General features: G+C 42.6%; 17 protein-coding genes and 6 tRNA genes. 3 read left to right on the top strand and 20 right to left on the bottom strand.

The features are described 5' to 3' along the window. The first annotated feature begins 18 nt into the window (after positions 1 to 18). Positions 19 to 1,368, top strand: coding sequence for a signal recognition particle protein (ffh, locus tag L3J70_03300; protein MCF6235392.1), 1,350 nt, complete (start codon positions 19 to 21; stop codon positions 1,366 to 1,368). A 27-nt stretch (positions 1,369 to 1,395) separates the two neighbouring features. Here the strand turns inward: ffh and L3J70_03295 are convergent, their stop codons facing one another. The 19 genes from L3J70_03295 to hisC all read right to left on the bottom strand — a co-directional run bounded on the left by L3J70_03295 (position 1,396) and on the right by hisC (position 17,104). Beyond that, entirely contained in the window at positions 1,396 to 2,121 is a 726-nt protein-coding gene (locus L3J70_03295; GenBank protein ID MCF6235391.1) for a phosphoadenylyl-sulfate reductase, read from the bottom strand. 121 nt (positions 2,122 to 2,242) lie between these two features. Beyond that, positions 2,243 to 2,590, bottom strand: a complete 348-nt coding sequence (locus L3J70_03290) for a hypothetical protein (GenBank protein MCF6235390.1) — start codon at positions 2,588 to 2,590, stop codon at positions 2,243 to 2,245. A gap of 58 nt (positions 2,591 to 2,648) precedes the next feature. Next, positions 2,649 to 2,894, bottom strand: coding sequence for a succinate dehydrogenase assembly factor 2 (locus L3J70_03285; protein ID MCF6235389.1), 246 nt, complete (start codon positions 2,892 to 2,894; stop codon positions 2,649 to 2,651). A gap of 41 nt (positions 2,895 to 2,935) precedes the next feature. After that, positions 2,936 to 4,120 (bottom strand): hypothetical protein, encoded by a 1,185-nt coding sequence (locus tag L3J70_03280; protein MCF6235388.1) that lies wholly within the window; start codon positions 4,118 to 4,120, stop codon positions 2,936 to 2,938. Between the two features lie 9 nt (positions 4,121 to 4,129). Next, the gene (locus L3J70_03275; protein ID MCF6235387.1) at positions 4,130 to 6,028 is read right to left on the bottom strand and encodes a SurA N-terminal domain-containing protein; all 1,899 of its coding nucleotides are present in this window, start codon (positions 6,026 to 6,028) and stop codon (positions 4,130 to 4,132) included. 125 nt (positions 6,029 to 6,153) lie between these two features. Continuing rightward, positions 6,154 to 6,230 (bottom strand) — tRNA-Asp (locus L3J70_03270). 5 nt (positions 6,231 to 6,235) lie between these two features. After that, positions 6,236 to 6,311: transfer RNA gene (locus L3J70_03265), tRNA-Val, on the bottom strand. Between the two features lie 15 nt (positions 6,312 to 6,326). Beyond that, entirely contained in the window at positions 6,327 to 6,605 is a 279-nt protein-coding gene (locus tag L3J70_03260) for an HU family DNA-binding protein (protein ID MCF6235386.1), read from the bottom strand. Positions 6,606 to 6,853: 248 nt separating this feature from the next. Next, positions 6,854 to 9,280, bottom strand: a complete 2,427-nt coding sequence (gene lon / locus L3J70_03255) for an endopeptidase La (protein ID MCF6235385.1) — start codon at positions 9,278 to 9,280, stop codon at positions 6,854 to 6,856. Positions 9,281 to 9,627: 347 nt separating this feature from the next. Continuing rightward, positions 9,628 to 10,902, bottom strand: a complete 1,275-nt coding sequence (gene clpX, locus L3J70_03250) for an ATP-dependent Clp protease ATP-binding subunit ClpX (protein ID MCF6235384.1) — start codon at positions 10,900 to 10,902, stop codon at positions 9,628 to 9,630. An 84-nt stretch (positions 10,903 to 10,986) separates the two neighbouring features. Beyond that, positions 10,987 to 11,616, bottom strand: a complete 630-nt coding sequence (clpP, locus tag L3J70_03245; protein ID MCF6235383.1) for an ATP-dependent Clp endopeptidase proteolytic subunit ClpP — start codon at positions 11,614 to 11,616, stop codon at positions 10,987 to 10,989. Positions 11,617 to 11,657: 41 nt separating this feature from the next. Continuing rightward, a complete protein-coding gene (gene tig, locus L3J70_03240) occupies positions 11,658 to 12,965 on the bottom strand; it encodes a trigger factor (GenBank protein MCF6235382.1) in 1,308 nt (435 codons plus the stop codon). Between the two features lie 177 nt (positions 12,966 to 13,142). After that, positions 13,143 to 13,227, bottom strand: a tRNA-Leu gene (locus L3J70_03235). Between the two features lie 149 nt (positions 13,228 to 13,376). Beyond that, a tRNA-His gene (locus L3J70_03230) sits at positions 13,377 to 13,452 on the bottom strand. Between the two features lie 6 nt (positions 13,453 to 13,458). Continuing rightward, a tRNA-Arg gene (locus tag L3J70_03225) sits at positions 13,459 to 13,535 on the bottom strand. A gap of 34 nt (positions 13,536 to 13,569) precedes the next feature. Next, positions 13,570 to 13,646: transfer RNA gene (locus L3J70_03220), tRNA-Pro, on the bottom strand. Positions 13,647 to 13,741: 95 nt separating this feature from the next. Next, positions 13,742 to 14,881 carry an MFS transporter gene (locus L3J70_03215; protein ID MCF6235381.1) on the bottom strand — a complete coding sequence of 380 codons (1,140 nt, stop codon included), beginning with the start codon at positions 14,879 to 14,881 and terminating at the stop codon, positions 13,742 to 13,744. 18 nt (positions 14,882 to 14,899) lie between these two features. After that, on the bottom strand, positions 14,900 to 16,000 hold the full coding sequence (aroC, locus tag L3J70_03210) for a chorismate synthase (protein ID MCF6235380.1): 1,101 nt from the start codon (positions 15,998 to 16,000) through the stop codon (positions 14,900 to 14,902). Between the two features lie 18 nt (positions 16,001 to 16,018). Continuing rightward, complete coding sequence (hisC, locus tag L3J70_03205; GenBank protein MCF6235379.1) at positions 16,019 to 17,104, bottom strand: histidinol-phosphate transaminase; 1,086 nt, start codon at positions 17,102 to 17,104, stop codon at positions 16,019 to 16,021. A 64-nt stretch (positions 17,105 to 17,168) separates the two neighbouring features. Here hisC and L3J70_03200 point away from each other — a divergent pair, with 64 nt between their 5' ends. Both L3J70_03200 and L3J70_03195 read left to right on the top strand, forming a co-directional pair. After that, positions 17,169 to 17,879 carry a M48 family metallopeptidase gene (locus tag L3J70_03200; GenBank protein ID MCF6235378.1) on the top strand — a complete coding sequence of 237 codons (711 nt, stop codon included), beginning with the start codon at positions 17,169 to 17,171 and terminating at the stop codon, positions 17,877 to 17,879. A 133-nt stretch (positions 17,880 to 18,012) separates the two neighbouring features. Beyond that, the gene (locus tag L3J70_03195; protein MCF6235377.1) at positions 18,013 to 18,735 is read left to right on the top strand and encodes a hypothetical protein; all 723 of its coding nucleotides are present in this window, start codon (positions 18,013 to 18,015) and stop codon (positions 18,733 to 18,735) included. 25 nt (positions 18,736 to 18,760) lie between these two features. Here L3J70_03195 and L3J70_03190 read toward each other — a convergent pair whose 3' ends face one another. Next, positions 18,761 to 20,680 carry an ATP-dependent DNA helicase gene (locus tag L3J70_03190; protein MCF6235376.1) on the bottom strand — a complete coding sequence of 640 codons (1,920 nt, stop codon included), beginning with the start codon at positions 20,678 to 20,680 and terminating at the stop codon, positions 18,761 to 18,763. Positions 20,681 to 20,683: the final 3 nt, after the last annotated feature.

Here is a 20,683-nt window from a genome sequence, read left to right as displayed (position 1 = left end):
AATTAGCTCTTAATCACTATGTTTGACTCACTTTCTGAACGACTTGGCCATACCTTAAAAAAATTACGCGGCCAAGGACGTCTCACTGAAGACAATATCAAAGAAGCTCTGCGCGAAGTGCGTATGGCACTGCTTGAAGCTGATGTCGCATTATCCGTAGTCCGCGATTTCATCAATCGCGTACGCGCACGCTCCATTGGCACGGAGGTTCTACAAAGCCTCACCCCTGGCCAAGCATTGATCAAAGTTGTTAATGAAGAGCTCGTTACGGTGATGGGTGAAGCTAACGAAGCACTTGATTTACGCTCACAACCTCCCGCAGTCATACTGATGGCTGGCTTGCAAGGTTCGGGTAAAACCACTTCAGTTGCTAAATTGGCACGCCTTCTTAAAGAGCGTGAGAAAAAATCAGTTCTGGTCGTCAGTTGCGATGTTTATCGCCCCGCTGCAATTGAACAGTTAAAAACTCTGGCAAATGAAGTCCATGTTGATTTTTTCGAAAGCAGCATTGATCAAAAACCTGTTGATATTGCTCAAAATGCAATTCTCCACGCCAAAAACCACCATATTGATGTTGTAATTGTGGATACTGCCGGTCGCCTACACATAGATGAACAAATGATGGGGGAGATCAAGCAGCTGCATAGCGCCATTAACCCGATCGAAACTCTGTTTGTTGTTGATAGTATGACGGGCCAAGATGCAGCCAACACGGCCAAAGCCTTTGGTGACGCACTCAATTTAACGGGCGTGATACTCACTAAAACGGATGGTGATGCACGTGGAGGCGCAGCACTTTCAGTACGAAAAATCACAGGGAAACCTATCAAATTTCTGGGTGTTGGTGAAAAAACGACAGCATTGGAACCATTTCACCCCGATCGTGTGGCTTCACGTATTTTAGGAATGGGTGATGTACTTTCATTGGTTGAAGAAGTTGAACGCTCTGTTGACCAAAAACAAGCTGCAAAAATGGCTAAAAAGCTGAAAAAAGGAAAAGGCTTTGACCTTTCTGATTTTCGTGATCAACTGCAACAAATTCGTAATATGGGCGGTATGGCGGGTTTGATGGACAAGCTTCCAGGGATGCCCAACATTCCTCAATCCGTTAAAAATCAAGTTAATGACAAAGAGACCGTGAGGCTTGAAGCTATTATTGGCTCCATGACACCTCACGAACGCCGATTCCCTGCCGTTATCAAAGGTTCTCGTAAACGCCGTATTGCTGCTGGCTCCGGCACTCAAATACAAGATGTGAACCGTTTACTCAAACAATTCACTCAAATGCAAAAGATGATGAAGCGAATGAGCAAAAAAGGGGGGATGCAAAAAATGATTCGGGGTCTCAAAGGACAACTCCCATTTTAACTTAAATCCTGCAAGTGCTGGCACTCATCATAGGTGCAAACCACACTCTGTTTTAGGACTATTGTTCCAACGGCCTGAGCGATCATCCCCTGGCTTGGTACAATGTGTACAGCCAATAGAGGAGTAACCTTGCGCAACTAATGGATGAAATGGAAGGTCATGCTCTTTAATATAAAGATCGCGCTCTTCCTTGCTTACATCAACAAGAGGATAAAACTTAATAATTCCATTGCGTTCTTCAAAAATATCTAATGTTGCACGATGCTCAGTTTGCCAACGCATCAGACCTGATACCCAGATATCATAACACCCCTGCAAATTATGGAGTGGCTCAACTTTATTAATTGAACAGCAGAAGTCAGGGTCGGTTTTCCAGGTTTCATCTTTCACCGTATACTCATGCTTCCACGCCTCGGCACACACATCTTCTACTTTTAAATTAAACATTTTTGTCAATTTTTCTTTATATGCCAACGTATCAGGAAAATGAAAACCTGTATCAATAAAGTATACTTTTTGGGTGGGTGCAAAACGTGAAAAAATATGTAGCAAATATGCTGAAGTTGCCGCAAAAGAAGAGGTCAGCATCACTTTGTCTTGAGAAAAATCCTTATAGAGCGCTTGTATTCGCGCCTCTATACTCAGCGAATGATATTTATCATTTAACGCATGAATATCTTTAGCGCTCAAACCTGCACTATTATTACTATCAGATGATGATTTATGCGCCACAGCAGTACTACTTTTAGACATAACTTTAAACCTGCCAAATATGTAATTAGAAACTTAAAAATAGTCCCTTTAAAAACGCCGAGTGTATCATAAATATGACATACTGAGAGGCATCTATACTTGACCAGAGTTCCAATTATTTTTATGAATCCGCCTGCAAGCGCAAACGTACTCGTAATTTCCGATGTGACTCAGAAGTGATGTTATCAATAAAAATAATGACAGATTTCTTCTCTTTTTTTATTGTTTGAAACCGTAATATAACCAGCCCCTTATGTAAATAGATTTGCCCCAAAAGCACCCCTTCAACATACGTTCCTTCATTATAAAAAATTTTCCACCGACTACTTTCCAGCCAGATCAGGCGAACCACCGACTGTTTGCTGCACATACGAACATGTAAATTTGTCTGTAAAAATAATTCAAGCGCTATCAGAAAAAATAGAAAAACAGATAACCAGGCAGGAATAGGAATTATCAATAAAATCAAAACCGCACCTCCATGCATAAAGCACAAAAGTGCAAACAATATCCGAGAGGGTTTTAAGTCAAGATGCAGCGGCGTTGCGTATTTGGGTGATAACATGATTTAACCCTGAATCCTTGGGTTTGCTGCGAGCCATAAGCCATTCAAGCAACTCATTATCGGGATAGTTTAACAGTGAGAGAAAAGTATTTTTTTCTTTTTTAGAAAGTGCATCGTAACGAGCATCAAAAAACCCCAACAGCAATACATCCAGTTCACGCATCCCGCGCCTGCACTGCCAGCGCACTTTTGAGCGAGGGTCATCCATAAACAACGACAATCCTGATTTTTATTTTTTCCCACCCCACATCAAGCCTTACGAACAGCAAAAGAGAGCCCCTCACCGATGAAATCATCTAGGCACAACACGGCATGCCATGCGCAATGATCTATATCTTGCTGTGGCAACAATACGACATCACCTGGATTCACAATATAAAAATGTCCCCGCTCAACAAGTTGCTGTGCAAAAGCAGGAAGACGATTAATCAATTTTTCTAATGGTTCGTTATCCTGCTCATCCAGATAAACAGACAATGAGGTATTGTTTAATGCTTTTGAATATAAATACTCAATCTCTTCTGTGTTATTCACAAGCTGCATCAAAGAAGAGGCATCAGGGCGTGATAAAAAAAACTGGATTTCATCAACTAAAGCTTGTTTGGACAAAGTTAACCAACCCGTACGCCCACTGAGCTGTGCATAAACAACCCCTTGATGACCTTTCTCTATATCTTGATGAAACTGTGCTCCACCCTCAGGTGCATTAAAAAAAATGATCCGCTCAACATATGAAACATCGTGGGCACCAAGTACTTTACATAATACCTTTTTCAGCTCTTCATTACGGCTGATCAGTGCTGACTCTGGGAAAATAGCCTCTGTAAACTCTGCAGCGTATTGTTGGCGAGCAGGGTCAGCCGCAACATCTTCATAAGACTCTAATCCAAAAGAGAAACGAAACCGTAATGAAGCATCCTTCTCTACAAAAGAGAGCCAGGAAAGCTTCAACCACAAATTCTCAGCAACAACCTTACCCTCTTCAATCACATCACACTCTATTTTTTCAATCGCTTGAGGGTCATTTTCATCATAAATACTGGAAAGTATTTCAAAGCGATGGGATAAACGTGAAAAATAAGGGGGTTGAGAAAGTAACTCATTACACTCTTCATCATCAAGCACATCACTCACTAATTGATACGATTCATCTATATGTGTTTCATGCTCTATTAGCCGTTTGGAATCAATAAATCCTGATAGAACAATGGGCTCAGACAGCTTCCAGGCATCACAAATATCTTCTACTAAAACAACCTGGCTTTGGGGTGCACTGGAATCACTCACCCAGCCTCGATGTGCACCCCGTTGCTGCAATTTAATAACAATATCACCACCCAGATTTTCAGATAAAGCTTGTGCTTCATAAGCGAAAATATCAGAGCCACCAACATAATGTCGTGATGCACCTTTTTTTATATAATTTTTTTTCAAGTCTTGAACTTAAAAGTTTTTAGCTTTATACGTAATGTCTGCTTCTGATTTTAGCGCTTTAATATAACCCGTTAAATCAGCCATTCCATGCATACGACTCTGCATTTGCTCAGCGCCTTGCCATTCAGGCGTGCCCGCTTTATGTACTTCACCTACTTTTACTCCTGAAACAACAGCCACAATATAATCACCAGAAGGAAGTTCAAATCCAGAAATCACTTTTTTATCACCCACAGGTTTTTCAGCTTTAAAAACATGATCTAATATTGAACGACTCACCTCTTGATTGTTACGTGTTACAAACCCAGGCTCTTTCCAATCATAGCCACTTTCACCAGCCAACCCTTTACCATTAGTGCCGCCTTTCATATCAGCAAGTAACTTGTCACCTTCCAGTTTCACTAACTTCAAGGCTTCAGTACGACGGAGATCGTTTATAATAGTCTCTTTCACTTCTTCAAAAGGACGAATACTTGAATCTTCATGTTTATCAATACGAACCACGACCAACCGATCATGAGCAATCTCCAAAACTTCACTATTATTTTTTTCGCCCAGAACATCGTTACTAAAAGCAGTCGAATTTACTTTCGAATTTTTTGCAATTCCACCGCCCTGCCCTCGACTGAAAAGAGAGGTTTTCTGTATGGACAGACCTAGTTCATCCACGACTGCACCCAGACTTTCAGGGGTTTCATAAGTGAGATTTGCCAAAGTTTCTGCTTGATCAAGAAAAATATCAGCTGCTTTTTGCTGAACAATATCTTCTTTTAGTTGATCACTCACCTCTTCAAATGGCTTTGTTTTACCACCTTGAATATCAGTCAGTTTGATCAAGTGATAGCCAAAGCTACTTTTCACAGGCTCGCTAACTTCGCCTTTATTAAGAGAAAATGCTGATTCTTCAAACGCATCATCCATCACACCTTTACTAAAAAAATCTAAATCACCACCAAGTTCAGCTGAACCAGGATCTTGAGAAAACTCTTTAGCCAGCAGTGAAAAATCTTCTCCTGACTTGATACGTTTCAGTAAGTCATCTGCTTTTTTCAGTGCTGAAGAGTCATCTGTCTCTTCATCCACTAAAATTAAAATATGGCTGGCTCGGCGCTGCTCTTCTTCTGTCAATTCGGCCAGACGATCTTCATAAAGATTTCGAACCTCTTCATCAGTCACGTCAACAGACTTGGCAACACCATCCACACTCAATTCAACATATTGCAAACTCACCTTTTCAGGTATTGCATAGCGCTCTTTATGGGTATCGTAATACGACTGCAAAGCATCGTCACTCACTATTGCTTTTCCTATGAACTGATCTACAGGAACAGTCAAATAGCTCAATTCACGCTGCTGCTCACTAAGCACAACCAATGCCTCTATTTCATTGGGTGTTGAAAATGAGCTGTTTATAATTCCTGCCTGCCTTTGATCCACAAAAAGTGCGCGTCGATAATGAGCCTCAAATTCAGCAGGCTGCATACCTTGCATTGCCAATGTACGCTTATATCGCTCACTATCAAAACCATTATCCCCTTGAAAAGCATCAATATCTTTAATTGATAAGCTTAACTGGGTATCACTCACCCAAAAACCATCATCAACACCCGCTTGGTGCAACAACTCCGTTTCAACGAGACGGTCAATGACCTCCTGCTTAACACGCTGCTCTCCCAATAATTCGATATCAAAATTTTCACCGTACATAGATTGAAGGCGAGATCGTTCACGTTGATACTCGTTTTGGTAGTCACGCTGAGTAATGTCAACACCATTTACGCTGGCAACACTGACCACGACCTCATTTTCATAATTATTAATTCCCCAAAGAGCAAAAGGAATAATAATCAGACCAACGATCATCCAGGAAAGCGGCCCTTTTGCACGGTTTCTAATAAATTGCAGCATTTTTTCTAACTCTCTTTAATATAATTAAGCCACTATTACTATAGGAGCGTTCACAAAATAAATTACAATGTATATATTTCAGACATAAAAAAAGGCGTATCCCATAACAAGATACACCCTTTATTTGGCGGAGCGGACGGGACTCGAACCCGCGACCACCGGCGTGACAGGCCGGTATTCTAACCAACTGAACTACCGCTCCATAAATGGTGGGTGCTACAGGGGTCGAACCTGTGACCCTCGCCTTGTAAGGGCGATGCTCTACCAGCTGAGCTAAGCACCCAAATTTACTTGAAGGCTAACCTTCTTTAACTGCATCTTTAAGCGCTTTACCCGGCTTAAATGCAGGAATTTTTGAAGCGGCAATACTAATAGCCTCACCAGTTTGTGGGTTTCTACCTGTACGCGCTGAACGCTCACGAACAGTAAAAGTACCAAAGCCTACCAATGAGATCTGCTCACCTTTTCTTAAGGTCTCAGTAACAGCATTAATCATTCCATCCAAGGCCTTACCAGCATCTGCTTTAGATATATCAGCAAACGCAGAAATCTCATCAATAAACCCAGACTTATTCACAAGCATACTCCTAATTAGTATGAAACAAACTCTAAAATTATAAAGAGTGCGAACTTTACATCAAGGGCGAAATAAAAACAACAATTTCGCCTGTCATTATTACACTAAACGCTTACTGCATTAGCGTTTGGCATCCATTGGCGCGAACTCTACAGCGCATGCTTAAGCTTGTCAACGAAAATATTATTTTTTATAAAAATAAACCACTTCACAAAAAATAAAGTGGCTTTTTGATTAGTTTTTAGAGTTTAATGGGGCCTGATTTCCGTACCAGCAACAGAGTCTGAAACCCTATTATTTAGCAAAGCATCCTCTATCTCTTTTTTAGAAAGTGCTTGAGGTGCTTCAACCAATGCAGCCGCTAACACTTCATCAATCCACTGAACAGGCTGAATATCCAGATTATGCTTAATATTTTCTGGAATTTCAGCAAGGTCTCGTACATTTTCTTCAGGAATCAGAACCTTCTGTATTCCACCTCGATGCGCAGCTAGTAATTTCTCTTTAAGCCCTCCAATAGGCAGTACTTTTCCCCGCAATGTGATTTCTCCCGTCATTGCAAGATTAGACTTAACAGGAATCCCAGTTAACACTGAAACTAAAGCAACACACATTCCAATACCAGCACTTGGGCCATCTTTAGGTATGGCTCCTTCGGGCACATGAATATGAATATCATGTTTCTGGTAAAAATCAGGTTGAATCCCCAGCCTTGCTGCTCGGTGCCGTACAACTGTCATCGCTGCTTGTATTGACTCCTGCATCACCTCACCTAACTGCCCAGTAATGTTGAGCCTCCCTTTACCTGGTACCTTGGCCGCTTCAATGACCAAAAGATCACCACCAACCTCAGTCCACGCCAACCCTGTTACTTGCCCCACCTGAGCTTGCTCTTCAGCAATCCCGTAACGAAAACGCCTTACTCCAAGGTATTTTTCAAGATGGCGTGTACCAACAGAAACCTTTTTCCCTTTACTCTTATTTAGCAAAATAGCTTTAACAACCTTGCGACAAATTTTTGAAATTTCTCTCTCTAGACTTCGTACACCCGCTTCTCGCGTATAGTAGCGAATAATATCCCAAACAGCACCTTCAGAAATGCTTGCCTCCTCTTTTTTCAGGCCATTATTTTTCATTTGCTTTGGAATTATATAGCGTATGGCAATATTCAGCTTTTCATCTTCGGTATACCCCGACAGCCTGATAACTTCCATGCGATCAAGCAACGGAGATGGGATATTCAGACTATTTGCTGTTGCAACAAACATGATCTCAGAGAGATCATAATCTGCCTCTAAATAGTGATCATTAAATGTATGATTTTGCTCAGGATCCAGCACTTCAAGCAACGCAGATGCCGGGTCACCTCGGGAATCCATCGCCATTTTATCCACTTCATCCAGTAAAAACAGTGGGTTATTTGCTTTAACCTTAGATAAACTCTGTATAATTTTTCCAGGCATTGCACCGATGTAAGTACGCCGATGACCACGAATTTCAGCCTCATCTCGTACACCACCTAAAGACATCCGTACAAACTTACGCCCTGTCGCTTTTGCAATAGAGTGCCCAAGCGTTGTTTTTCCAACCCCTGGCGGCCCAACCAAGCATAAGATAGGCCCTTTTAATTTTTTAACGCGCTGTTGAACAGCTAGATATTCCAAGATTCGCTCTTTGACTTTATCAAGCCCATAGTGATCATCATCCAGCGTTTGCATTGCTTCATCCAGATCGTGCTTGACCTTGCTGCGCTTTTTCCAGGGAAGTCCGACCATCCAGTCAATGTAGTTTCTGACTACTGTTGATTCAGCTGACATCGGCGACATCATTTTCAATTTACCAAGCTCAGCAACAACCTTCTTTTTAGTCTCCTTAGGCATCCCTGCTTTTTCAATTTTGAGTGAAATTTCTTCAATTTCATTCGGCACATCATCCATCTCACCCAGCTCTTTTTGAATGGCTTTCATTTGTTCATTCAAATAATACTCTCGCTGGCTTTTTTCCATCTGATTTTTCACACGACCGCGAATACGCTTTTCAACCTGAAGCAGGTCAATTTCTGATTCAAGAAGCACCATAAGGCGCTCCAAACGAACAGCAATATCCTCTATTTCCAGAACCTCTTGACGCGCCTCTATCTTAAGAACCATATGCGCTGCAATGCTATCCACTAAACGGCTAGGATCTTCAATACTCGCCAGTGATGTAAGAAGCTCAGCAGGCAAACTATTATTCAATTTAACATACTGCTCGAACTGCCCAAGCAAAGAGCGGCACAGCACCTCAGTATTTTCTCCCTCTGCAAGTGTACCTTCAAGCATTGCAATATGTGCAGAGTAAAAATCGTCGGTTTCAAAAACTTCCAGAATCGTTGCACGTTTTACCCCTTCAACCAGTACCTTCACGGTACCATCAGGAAGCCTTAATAACTGCAATACTGTTGAAAGTGTTCCTGAACTGTAAATATCATCAGGATTAGGATCGTCAACAGTCGCGTTCTTTTGAGCAACAAGCATAATTTGCTTGTCGCCTTCCATCGCAACCTGCAGAGCCTTTATTGATTTTTCCCGCCCAACAAATAGAGGAATGACCATGTGTGGATAAACGACCACATCCCTTAACGGCAATATCGGAAATAACACTTTATCTAAAACTTTATCGTTATTTTGTTCCATAATCACCCTTTCTAAAATAATGGATTACACTATATTCATAGTGGCTAAACCTGCCAATTTTATCAGGGCATGTGTCGCAAGATTTATATCTAAGATAGTATGAGGGTAGGTATGGGCAATTAAGAAAAAATCAAGGACTATGACCTTAATCTGAATATTTCGATACTATCGCTCAGGATGTTGGCTTTAAAGGGAGGTCTACAAAGAAATTCTGCGCCAATGTTTACGAACGGCAGAAAAAATACTTTTAAAGATCATCAAATTAGTTAACAATCAATTTTCACAACATACTCAGCAACACCATCAATTTATGAAAAATTATGGTGTTGCAAAGTCTATTTTAGTCGTTATTGCGCCTGCTTCTGTTCGCCTCCATCAAAAATCAGAAGAGGTTCAGTCTCTGAATTAATAACGCCCTCATCAATAACAACCTTACTCACATTATCCATTGAAGGTAAATCGTACATCGTATCAAGTAAAACTCGCTCTAAAATAGAACGCAACCCCCGAGCACCTGTTTTACGCTCCATCGCTTTTGAAGCAATAGCTTTCAATGCATCTTCACGAAACTCAAGTTCAGCATTTTCCATTTCAAACAAACGTGAATATTGCTTTATTAATGCATTATTTGGCTCTGTCAAAATACGAATCAAAGCTTCCTCGTCCAGCTCTTCCAAGGTTGCCAATACAGGTAGCCGCCCAATGAACTCAGGAATCAAACCATATTTAACAAGATCTTCCATCTCTATATTAGAAAGCAGCTGACCTATCTGACTTTCATCATCTTTACTTTTGACTGCCGCTGAAAAACCAATACTACTTTTTTCAGTTCTATCACGGATAATTTTATCCAGCCCAGAAAATGCACCACCACAAATAAAAAGTATATTGCTGGTATCAACCTGTAAAAACTCTTGTTGAGGGTGCTTTCTACCCCCTTGAGGAGGTACCGAAGCAATGGTTCCCTCAATCAGCTTAAGCAGTGCTTGCTGAACACCTTCCCCCGAAACATCCCGAGTAATTGATGGATTATCTGATTTACGCGAAATCTTATCGATCTCATCAATATAAACGATCCCGGACTGAGCTTTTTCAACATCATAATCACATTTTTGCAGCAGTTTCTGGATGATATTTTCAACATCCTCACCCACATAACCTGCTTCAGTCAAAGTCGTTGCATCAGCAATTGTAAAAGGAACATCCAACATTCTGGCAAGTGTTTCAGCCAGCAATGTTTTACCACAGCCTGTTGGGCCAATCAGCAATATATTACTTTTTGAAAGCTCAACTTCATCCTTGTTTTCGCTCGCGGCGTTCAAACGTTTATAATGATTATAAACAGCAACGGCTAACACCTTCTTGGCATGAGACTGGCCGATCACATAATCATCCAGTGTCTTCTTGATTTCACGAGGTGAAGGAAGCTTAGCCCCTTCAACAGATGTGGCTTGATCACTCACCTCTTCCCGAATAATGTCATTACATAACTCGACACACTCGTCACACACAAATACTGCTGGACCTGCAATCAGCTTGCGCACTTCATGCTGACTCTTCCCGCAAAAAGAGCAATAAAGTAATTTTTCGCTATCACCTTTATTCTGCTTGTCGTCACTCATAACAGTCTCCGCTTTATCATTATATCCAGACAGTATTACTGTCAGTTTTTAAAAATCATATCCAGCTTTAAAAATAACAACAGTTCAAGCATCCCTATGAGTCATCACTGTATCGATAATCCCATATTCAGCCGCTTCCTTTGCATTCATAAAATTATCACGATCGGTATCTTTTTGGATAACATCCATCGGTTGCCCCGTATGCTTAACCATAATGTTATTCAAACGATCCCTAACCGCAAGAATTTCCCGTGCATGAATATCAAAATCAGACGCTTGCCCCTGAAACCCACCTAATGGCTGGTGAATCATAATCCGTGAATGAGGTAAACAATAACGTTTATTTTTAGCACCACCCGTCAATAATAACGCGCCCATACTTGCAGCTTGACCAATGCACAACGTACTCACATCGGGCTTGATAAACTGCATAGTATCGTAAATCGCCAACCCAGCACTCACTGAACCACCTGGTGAATTAATGTATAGATGAATATCTTTCTCAGGGTTTTCTGATTCCAAAAACAGCAATTGGGCGACCACCAAATTAGCCATATGATCTTCAACAGGCCCAACCAAAAAAATAACCCGCTCTTTTAAGAGACGTGAATAAATATCATATGCACGTTCACCCCGAGAGGATTGCTCTACAACCATAGGAACAAGTGATTGAGTTATCGTTCCTGCAACCCCTTGATTCATTGTATCAATCATTAAATTTGCCTTATGCTGCCATTATTGTACTGCTAACTTTACTAAGCAACTTTCTTGCTATCATCAACAAGCTCGCTCATAGTCATTATTCGCTCTGATACATCAGAGTTTTCTAAAACCCATTCGACAACCTGATCTTCAAGTACCAACGATTCAACTCCAGCCAGACGTCGACGATCATCGCCGTAATACCAATTAACGACCTCTTCAGGTTTTTCATAACCCGAAGCAATCATATTGACCGTATCGCGCACACTTTCTGCTTTAATTTTAATCTCTTGCTGCTTTGCTATTTCTGAAAGAATGAGCCCTAAAGAGACCTTACGCTCAGCTTGTTTTTCAAAAACAGTTAAGGGCAATTGCATATTAGCCGCATCAACGCCTTGTTGCGCCAACTTATCTGCAAACTCCTGACGTAAATTTTTCATCTCCTCTTGAACCATCACTTTTGGAAGCTCTACTTCATTAACTTCCAATAGTGCATCCATAACATTACCCTTGATTTTGTCTTTCAAACGCTGCTCAAGTTCAACATCACATCGCTCTTTTACCTGATTACGAAATGCATTAACATCACCATCAGCGATACCCAGCTGCTTTACAAAATCTGAATCAACTTCCGGTAATTTTGGTTCGAAAACGGCGTGTACTTCCACCTCAAAAGAGACAGGCTTACCGGCCAGCTCTTTAACATGATAACTTTCAGGAAACTCCAAGCTTAAGGTGCGACTTTCCCCTGCCTTAGCGTCAATCAAACCCTCTTCAAAACCCTTGATCATTCCATTTGAACCGAGTGTAACAGAGACATGCTCACCACGATTACCATTAAACTCTTCGCCATCAATCGTGCCAACAAAGTCTATCTCGACACGATCTTTATTTTTTGCTTTACGATCGACCTTCTTCCAGGATAAATTTTGCTCGCGCAAAACATCAATCATCTTGTCCACATCTTCATCGACAACCTCAGACTGTGGCTTTTCAATTTTCATTTTTTCTATTGATACAATTTCAACCTCGGGGAATACTTCAAAAATTGCAGCAAATTGGAACTCGTCTTCTTTTTCGATTTCAAATCGTGGAGGTCCCGCTAATTTCAAGGATTCTTTTTGAATTGCTTCAGAGAAAGCACTCTTTACTAATTCATCAAGCACTTCCTGCTTAACTTGTGAACTGTAACGGCTCTTCACAACACTCAAGGGAACTTTCCCAAGACGAAACCCATCAATTTTTACTTTTTTGGAGAGCGACTTTAAACGCACCTGCATCTCCTGGTCGACCTTATCAGCCTCAATCCCCATACTCATACGGCGCTCAAGACCTTGAGTTTCAGTTAATGCAATTTCCATCCAAACTCCTCAAAACAAATAATAATTATTCCAATCAAACTTAATTTTGCAACATACAAAACACTGCAAACCATTATATAGTAAAAACTAGCTATAATAATGTTATTGGTTCAACCAAAATGGCAGCCAATAATTTGCATACTTTGAATTAACATTTTTCGGAAAAAAACAATAATATGGTGCGAAAGGAGAGACTCGAACTCTCACGGGTTACCCCACAGGAACCTAAATCCAGCGCGTCTACCAATTCCGCCACTCTCGCATTCAGACATTTCAAAATTTAAAAGTTCGACTATTATACAGAATAGGCCTGAAAAGTCTCACTTTTAATTTTAAAAATCAAAAGAAATCAAACTATGTACTAATAATCAAGGCTGCCAAGTACGACCACTTAGCGGAAGCCTATAGAAATGGGGTGAACGATGGGGCTCGAACCCACGACCACCGGAATCACAATCCAGGGCTCTACCAACTGAGCTACGCTCACCATAAATGGTGCGCCCGGCAGGACTCGAACCTGCTACCCTCGGCTTAGAAGGCCGATGCTCTATCCAGATGAGCTACGGGCGCATGATCAAACTACACAAGGCTTTATCTTAAAATTTGGTCGGGGTAGAGAGATTCGAACTCCCGACATCCTGCTCCCAAAGCAGGCGCGCTACCAGACTGCGCTATACCCCGAAACCACAACGACAGCATTATCAACCGTAATTGAGGACGCGATGATACTCACCCAAGCTTATCCCGTCAATCCTTTTATACATTTTTTTTCACGCTCAACTGGGGTTTCTAGGTTGAACAAAAAGCCATGCGACCAAAAAAGCCAGGCACGCTAAAAATGCTGCGAAAAAGTAACTATACATCGCGCCGTAAGCTGTCCAGATATAGCCACTATATAAACTTCCAAAAGCACTGCCAGCGCCAAAGCCTAAGCTGCTATATAACGCCTGTCCACGTCCCTGATTCGGGCCAGAAAAATATTGATGTATTAATAGTATAGCGGCGGCATGATACATACCAAAACTTGCCGCATGTAATATTTGTGCAAACAAGAGAGTACCAAGCTGATCAGGATACAAGCCAATCAGCACCCAACGCAATGCGGTGATCACCATACTTAGCAACAATAAATGGCGCAACCCTAACCAACCAACCAACCGAGCCATCACCAGAAATATACCTATTTCAGCCACCACACCAAGCGCCCAAAGCCACCCGATCATCTGCCCGGAATAACCAACATCAGTGAGATAAATAGTAAAAAATGTGTAATATGGCCCATGACTGGCTTGAATTAGAAAACAACCCAAAAAAAGCCCGATCACCGCAGGGTTTAATAAAATCCCCAAAAAAGGTTCGAGCTTCTCATGATGCTCTCTCTTTTTACACTCAGGCACAAGCAGGCTCACGCCCCATATACCCAGCAACATCACCACCAACACCCATGGCAATATAGAAACCCCATAGACATCCAGCGCCCAACCCATCAAAATTACAGCGATGACAAAGCCGACAGAGCCCCACAGTCGAATTCGACTGTAGCGATGAGAGTCACCTTCCATATGAGAGAGTGTTATGGCTTCGAACTGGGGCAGTATCGCATTCCAGAAAAAATTGAAGACGATCATGACAAACAGTAACCAACCGTAAGTTGTACCGTAAAAGACACCACAAAAACCCAGAGCTGCAGCCAATGTTCCCCAGCGCACCAGACGAATATGTCGCCCCGTCTTATCTGCAATCCAACCCCAAATATTGGGCGAAATGATCTTGGTGGCCATTGCCAGCGCCATTAAAGTTCCAATTTCTTGCGCACTAAAACCCAGTGAATCCAGATAGACTGACCAATAGGGCATAAGAAGCCCGACGGATGCAAAAAAGAGCAGGTAAAAACCGGACAAACGCCAGTAGAGCATGGGTTCTGTTATTTTTTATTATTTGAGTGAAGCTGGAATCACGGGCGTTGTCGAATTTACGTCTATATTTTGAGCACGATGACGTAGCAGGTGATCCATCAACACAATCGCCATCATCGCCTCAGCAATAGGAACCGCTCGAATACCAACACAGGGATCATGCCGCCCCAAAGTCACCACTTCGACAGGCTCGCCTTGAAGATTAACACTGCGCCCAGGAATGCGAATACTTGAGGTCGGTTTGAGTGCAATACTGGCCACAATATCCTGACCCGATGAAATTCCACCCAATACCCCACCCGCTTCATTACTGCAAAACCCATCAGGTGTCATTTCATCGCGATGTTCGCTGCCTTTTTGTTCAACACAAGAAAAGCCTGCACCGACTTCAACGCCCTTGACGGCATTAATCCCCATCAGCGCATGAGCAATATCAGCATCCAGACGATCAAAAACAGGTTCGCCCAATCCAGGAATCAGACCCGTCGCCACCACATTCACCCGCGCACCGACAGAGTCACCCGCTTTACGCAGGTCATCCATGTATTGCTCTAATGCTTCAATTTTTTCGGCATCAGGAAAGAAAAAAGGGTTCTCTTCAATCACACTCCAGTCAAAAGCTTCTGCCTTAATCGGCCCCAACTGCGCCAAATAGCCTCGAATTTCCACACCTAACTGCTCTTTTAGGTATTTTTTTGCGATCGCTCCTGCTGCAACACGCATCGCTGTTTCTCGTGCGGAAGAACGCCCACCGCCACGATAATCACGAAAACCATATTTTTGTTGATACGTGTAATCCGCATGCCCTGGGCGAAAACGATCCATAATGTCTGAATAATCTTTAGAGCGCTGATCCGTATTTTGAATGATTAGACCGATTGGCGTTCCCGTTGTTTTGCCTTCAAACAGACCGGATAAAATCTGAACTTTATCTTCTTCTCGGCGCTGCGTTGTATGGCGTGACTTACCGGGGCGACGACGCTCCAGATCATCTTGCAGATCGGCTTCTGAAAGCGCCAATCCCGGCGGGCAACCATCCACGATACAGCCAATCGCTGCACCATGACTTTCACCAAAAGATGTAACCGTAAACAACTTGCCGATTGTGCTTCCTGACATAACGCCTAGACCTAAATATTATTTGTTAATTGCTATTTTTAAAACACGTAACAAGGCACTATTTTCCTGAGGTGTTCCCACCGTGATACGCAACTTGTTTTTGAGGCGCTCCTCATTAAAAAAGCGCACTAATATTTTCTCATTTTTAAATGTTTGATAAAGTACTTCCGCCCCACCCGCACATTCATGCGGTATTTCGACAAGCAAAAAATTAGCCTGACTGGGCAGCGAGACCAGCCCCAACTTATTGAACTCCTGCGCCATACGCGACCGCTCATCACGCACCGCCTGCCAAGTTAGCTTTGCAGCCACCTGATCCTGCAACGCAGCCATTCCAAGCTGCTGGGAAATGGCATCCATATTGTAACTATCTTTCGTTTTACCCAGCATTGGTTCGATCAGATTAATTGAACCCATACCATAACCAAAACGCAATCCTGCCAAAGAGTAACCTTTACTTAAAGTACGTAAAATAACAACGTTGTCAAAACGATTAAGTAACTCAATTGCACTATAGTGTTGATCAGGATCAATAAAATCGACATAGGCTTCATCAACAACCAAAATGCCATCAAGCTCTTGTGCAATTTCAGCCAGTTGTTTCACAGGAATTAATTTACCTGAGGGTGCATGAGGGTTCACAACAAATGTCATTTTAACCCCGAACGCATTCATCTGCTTCGCAAAATCATCGGCAAGCTCCCAATCCGATGTCAGCGGCACACGCATCACAGGGCTATCATGAATCGCCGCCAACACAGGATAAAGCGAATAACTTGGATCAGCGATACCGATCGGTGCTCCCACCTCAACAAAGGTTGTCAGCAACAGACGCAGCAATTCATCACCGCCATTGGTGGCGATAATATTTTCGAGTTTAACGTGGTGTAGCTCAGCCGCGACTTCTCGAAATTGCCGAGCTGTCGGTGAGGGGTAACGCCTCAAGCTCGCAACATCAATTTGCTTCAATACATCCGCAACGCTTTGAGGCGGCGGGTAAGGATTTTCATTGGTATTTAACTTAATCACAGACTCATCTTCAGGCTGCTCCCCTGATGTATACCCCACCATCGCTTTTATATTTTTTCGCTCAAAACTTCTCATGAATCAGACAATCTCTCATCCAGTCGTTATAATCTGCGGCAGATTATAACCTATTCGATGCCCCATGAAGCCAACAGAAACACCCATTCCATACACAATCCGCCTGAGTGCTCGTGCCAAACGTCTGCAAATGAAGGTATCGGCGCAAGGAAAAGTTGAGGTGGTGCTCCCCAAAGGAGTGAATGCAAAGGTTGTCGAACCTTTTGTTAAAAAACATCAACAGTGGCTCACAGAGACCTTGCAACGTTTAAAGACACAACAAACCACCAAATCCGAGCTATCTTTTCCTGACACCATTCACCTGAAAGCCATTAAGCAAAGCTTTAATATTGCCTATTATTATATCAACAATAAAAACGACTTATTAAAACGAACAGCCCCTGAAACTGTTAAAATTTTCTCTGATCATAACTCGCATAAAAAAAAGGCCCTTCAGCAGTGGTTAAACATGACCGCCAAAGAGACTCTCATTCCCTGGCTTCATCAAACCAGTGAAACGCTCAATTTGCCTTTCAACAAAGCCACGATACGCGCACAAAAAACACGTTGGGGTAGCTGTTCATCCCGTAAAAATATCAGTATCAATCGTAACCTTCTGTTTTTACCTAAGTCCGTTGTACAGTATCTTTTTATTCATGAGCTGTGCCATACAAAACACCTCAATCACTCGAAAGCATACTGGGCATTTGTTGAAAAAATGGAGCCAAACTATAAAGCCCTGGATCGAGCTTTGCACCATGCCAACAGGCAAGTTCCACATTGGGCTTTGCCGTAAATATTCTAATGAAACTTTGGCAATAGCGCGTCATAATACAACCATTAAATCACCCTATTCAGGCTATGTTCAATATCGAGTTTGTAAAATAATTTGAAAGAATTCGTTAAAACATACACGGGAGTGTTAATGTATGAAGTCACTCATTATTACCTTACTACTTGGCATCTCATTTCTTTCAAACCCCGCTCTTTCAGAAGAGACCGAAAGTAGTGGAGTGGCCAATGAAAAGCTGGATCGTATTGATCAAAAGCTTGATACGCTCATCGACTCACAAAACAAGACCTATAAAATAGTCAAAGACGACCCCATCGGCAGCAAGAATTTTGGCGTAGAACTTAATATCGCCCGGTTGCTTGTTTTTGAAGAGGAGAGAGCAGTTTCGGGTGGTTTTTCACTTTTTGATCATAAAAGAAAGGTGGAGTACGCTTTCCCAATTTTCTATCAAAACAGCATAAAAAACGACGGCTATTGGGGAGATGCTGAAAATAATAAGAGGTCAATCCGAATCTCGACCATCGACTTCCATTACAGAACCTTTTTAAACGATCGATTAAATGGCTTTTACATAAGTGGTTTTACTCGATTAGCCTATTTAAAGGGGACGTTACAGTGCAATTATTATGGTGTTTACGAAACTTCCTCTTGCTCTCGATCGACAAAAAGCGAAACTAAACTTGGCGTTGGTGTTGGGATAGGTTATCGAATATTTTCATCCAAACGGCTCTATTGGGGCACAAGCCTCTCCATTGGTAAATATATTACAGGTGATAAATACGACTTTGAGCTGGGTGAGTTTGATGATGGTGAATACATCTTCGATATGGAACTTCTGAAATTTGGCTGGGCTTTTTGATTCTCACCAAATGACCAATAATGAGTTATTCAGAATCACTGGTCTGATAAAACTCAACCACTTCATCCAGTATTCGTGTTCGTTTCATTGGCGGCAGACTTTCCAAGAATATTTTCCCGTAACTTTTCCCCAGCAACCTAGGGTCACACAGCATCAATACACCACGATCAGTCACATCGCGAATCAAACGTCCCGCCCCTTGCTTCAAAGTGATGACTGCATTCGGCAGTTGATAATCTCTGAATGGATTTTTCCCTTGGGAGCGCAATGCCTCTAACCGTGCTTGAAGCACAGGATCACCTGGCGACGCAAACGGTAACTTATCAATAATGACACAAGAGAGCGCTTCCCCGCGCACATCCACACCCTCCCAAAAACTGCTGGAACCCAGTAATACGGCGTTACCCAGAGAACGAAACTGCTCCAGCAACTCATTTCGCGGTGCGGTGCCTTGCACCAACAGTGGAAACTCCAGCGTCTTTTGCAATAACTCCGCCGCTTCTTTAAGGGCTCGGTGACTGGTAAACAACATGAAAGTACGTCCACCACACGCATTAAGCACTGGCAAAGCAGACTCCACCACCGCTTGCGTATAATTTTCAGCCGCCGGAGCTGGCATACGAGCGGGCAGGTAGAGCAGTGTTTGCTCTTGATAGTTAAACGGGCTCCCCCAGCAGTACATTTTTGCATCGAACAGGCCTAACTGTGATGAAAAGTGATCAAATTTTTCATTCACCGCCAATGTCGCCGAAGTAAATATCCAAGCACGTTTTTGCCCTTTCATCTGCGCTGAAAAAATGTCGGCAATATTCATCGGGGTCAGGTGCAAAACAAAAGATTGTTTTAATGTTTCAAACCAGTGAATGTGCTGCTCGGGAGTTTCCCCTGTTAATTTTACAAAGCACTCATTAAGCTCTTTACAACGCTGCAATGCACGCTTTAAAGCACTGCTTCGCTCTTCAGCCAACTCTAGCTGAGACTCCAACCCTTCAAAGCCCTCAGTTAAATCTTTAATAGCCTCAATGACGACCGGTTGTTTTGAAACGTTAATCCACGGCGCTCGCTGTGAATCTACGCCCAACGACAGACGCATATCACGCACTAATTTTTCCAGACGATCCGCAGCCAATAACAGTGACTCCATATCCGCCGCATCTTGCATCTGTGCAATACGGGCATCGTGGCAAAGCTCCAATAACTGACGACCACTCAGTGACGTTCCAAAAAAGTGACTCGCCACTTCGGGCAGTTGATGTGCTTCATCAAAAATTACGGCATTGGCTCCAGGCAATAACTCGCCAAAGCCTTCGTCACGCAGCGCCATATCTGCAAAAAAGAGGTGATGATTCACCACTAGAATTTCAGCCTTTTGCGCTTTACGCCGTGCCTTCATCAGGTGACAGTCATTAAAGTCCTGACACTCCTGACCCAAGCAGTTTTCAGTGGTCGATGTCACCACAAACCAGATGGGGGAATCTTCAGGAACTTCACTAAATTCAGCAATATCACCACTCTTAGTTCTTCCAGACCATTTGTGAATCTGTTGCAGTTGAGCCATATTTTTAGGTGTACGAAAACGCCCTTTTAGCTCATTATTTTTCAGGCGATGCAAACATAAATAGTTGGCCCGACCTTTCAATAGCGCCATGCTGACTGGCTCGGTTAAAGCGGCTCTAATTTGAGGTAGGTCTCGATAGTAAAGTTGGTCCTGAAGGTTTTTAGTGCCTGTTGAAATAATGACTTTATTGCCCGAAAGAAGTGCGGGCACTAGGTAGGCCATGGTTTTCCCCGTGCCCGTGCCCGCTTCACAAATCAGCACACCATAATCATCCAGCGCCTGCATCACCGCTTCAGCCATCTCCTGCTGCGGCTTTCGGGGCGCAAAGGATTCGAGTGTTTTTGCAAGCGGCCCTTTTTCGCTGAGTATTTCGGTAATGGATTGCATTGA

Source organism: Gammaproteobacteria bacterium (assembly GCA_021648145.1).
Lineage (GTDB): Bacteria > Pseudomonadota > Gammaproteobacteria > JAADGQ01 > JAADGQ01 > S141-38.
Note: the sequence above shows the minus strand (reverse complement) of the source record. Positions and strands in the feature narration are given on the sequence as shown.